At 41.6% G+C, this 1,737-nt stretch carries 4 protein-coding genes; 1 reads left to right on the top strand and 3 read right to left on the bottom strand.

The genetic code is table 11. The annotated features are described in order from the left end of the window. Positions 1-2: 2 nt before the first annotated feature. Both LRP50_RS25205 and LRP50_RS25200 read right to left on the bottom strand, forming a co-directional pair. Positions 3-317 carry a hypothetical protein gene (locus LRP50_RS25205; RefSeq protein WP_274167143.1) on the bottom strand — a complete coding sequence of 105 codons (315 nt, stop codon included), beginning with the start codon at positions 315-317 and terminating at the stop codon, positions 3-5. Positions 318-449: 132 nt separating this feature from the next. After that, complete coding sequence (locus tag LRP50_RS25200; protein WP_274167142.1) at positions 450-806, bottom strand: hypothetical protein; 357 nt, start codon at positions 804-806, stop codon at positions 450-452. A 109-nt stretch (positions 807-915) separates the two neighbouring features. Between LRP50_RS25200 and LRP50_RS25195 the strand changes: the two genes are divergently transcribed. Then, positions 916-1,071: a hypothetical protein gene (locus tag LRP50_RS25195; RefSeq protein WP_274167141.1), complete on the top strand. Its 156-nt coding sequence runs from the start codon at positions 916-918 to the stop codon at positions 1,069-1,071. 184 nt (positions 1,072-1,255) lie between these two features. Here the strand turns inward: LRP50_RS25195 and LRP50_RS25190 are convergent, their stop codons facing one another. Then, positions 1,256-1,609, bottom strand: a complete 354-nt coding sequence (locus LRP50_RS25190) for a hypothetical protein (RefSeq protein WP_274167140.1) — start codon at positions 1,607-1,609, stop codon at positions 1,256-1,258. Between the last annotated feature and the right edge of the window lie 128 nt (positions 1,610-1,737).

The raw sequence follows: 1,737 nt of genomic DNA, 5'->3' as shown, positions 1-1,737 counted from the left end.
TGTTATATGCGAACATTGCGCCCAATTCCCTCGTGATAATAATAGACCTCAACACTTCTAAGTTCAGATTTGAGCTTTGTAGCCAACTCTAACCCTTTTTTAATAAATTCATTTTTAGCGGATCTATTGGGGAAGCCTGATTTAATTGGGTCTTTATTGTTTAAAGTTGCATCATAGGATGAAGCCCATTCAAGTAACGATACAATCAACTCTTCTGAGATAGGTAAAGTTGCAGGATCGACATCACCAACGTTGTCACTTCTATAGTGCCAAATAGGAAAACAATGATAGTCCGCCATCACCTTAATCGAACTCATACTCTTCACTTATAACGCCGCCATCAGCGGCAGACTAGTTGTTGATTGTTTTGTGCGATAATGGCATAGCCATGCACAAAACGAGGGACGGCTAGGCTGTCCAAGTCCGAAGGGCTGTGCTGCATGGCCTTGTTATACGCTTTTCTGGATATAATTTGCTAGTTCGTGCCAAATATTAACCAATGTCACCAACCTATCTGTTTCGCTTGTTGCGACGCCATTTGATGGCACCGACTCAGCTTCTTTTTCGAATAGATAGTCTGATATTAAATCAGCCTCATCAGCCGTACAAACGACCCGATGGTAACTATTTGATGAACTGCCATCATGGTTATTAGGAAAGCTAATTGTCCCTTGATCCAAGGCATGCTTTACCGTTTCTGATCCGGGCAGGCTGGCTTTAACCAAAATATCTAGGGTTTCCTCAAGAACCCATCTTGGCAACACATCGGGGGAACTACAAATTTCCCTGTACTCTGCTGAATTCATATTTACTTATAACGCTGTGATAACGGGCACTTGCCCGCACTGAACCTGACCAAACCTATGTATTCACAACACTTTCTAAGCGCTTCGAGATTGGCAAGGTGTCCCGTTCATGACCTTGTTAGCCGCTGAGCTTTCATGCTATCGCGGCTTTGCCGCCAACACCCAACGAACGCGCCATTTTGTGAGTTCAGCTGCGACCATAAAGACAAAATCACTCGATAAAACCATGTGTATTCAATTCAACTTAGCAAAAATAGCCACATGATTTTGCATTGAGTTTGGGATTGGTTTGACGAGACTTTTGGGTTTAAACAGCCTGCGATGAAGAAAGGAAATAGCTAACCAAACATCGCAAACTAAACACTGAAGGAACTGACGGATAACGTCCCAACCAACGGAAAATACGAGCGGAGCGAGTATTTTTCCGTTGAGTTGACTTGTTAGGCTTTTTACTTAACCTCACACCCAACGACTTTAAAACTGTAAATAGCACCTGAAACACCGTTTCCAACAGTACATCCAATTCGTTTCTTTAATCCAGCAGCTAAATTATGTACTCTGTCATACTCACCTTTATCAATTCCTTTTTTCCAGTTAGTGTGCACAGTTACTTTAATGCTCGCATCTGATCTTTTATTAACCACAAAAACATTTTTACCAGAATTAGAAAAGCCACACATTGTTTCATAACTTAGTTGTGCACATTGTTTTTTAGCTTCTTCATTGGCGCTATTATCAGATACTGGAGCTGCACAAGCTGACTGAGTAATAAACAAACATATCAAAATTAAAATTTTTCTCATCTGCGTCTCCTAACTTTGAAAGCCTAACGTTGTGATAACGGGCACTTGCCCGCACTGAACCTGACCAAACCAATGTATTCACACAACTTCCTAAGCGCTTCGAGATTGGCAAGGTGTCCCGTTGATGA

Source organism: Enterovibrio gelatinilyticus, assembly GCF_028683095.1.
GTDB classification, from domain to species: domain Bacteria; phylum Pseudomonadota; class Gammaproteobacteria; order Enterobacterales; family Vibrionaceae; genus Enterovibrio; species Enterovibrio gelatinilyticus.
The sequence above is the reverse complement of the archived record's forward strand: the minus strand, read 5'-3'. Positions and strand labels throughout refer to the sequence as shown.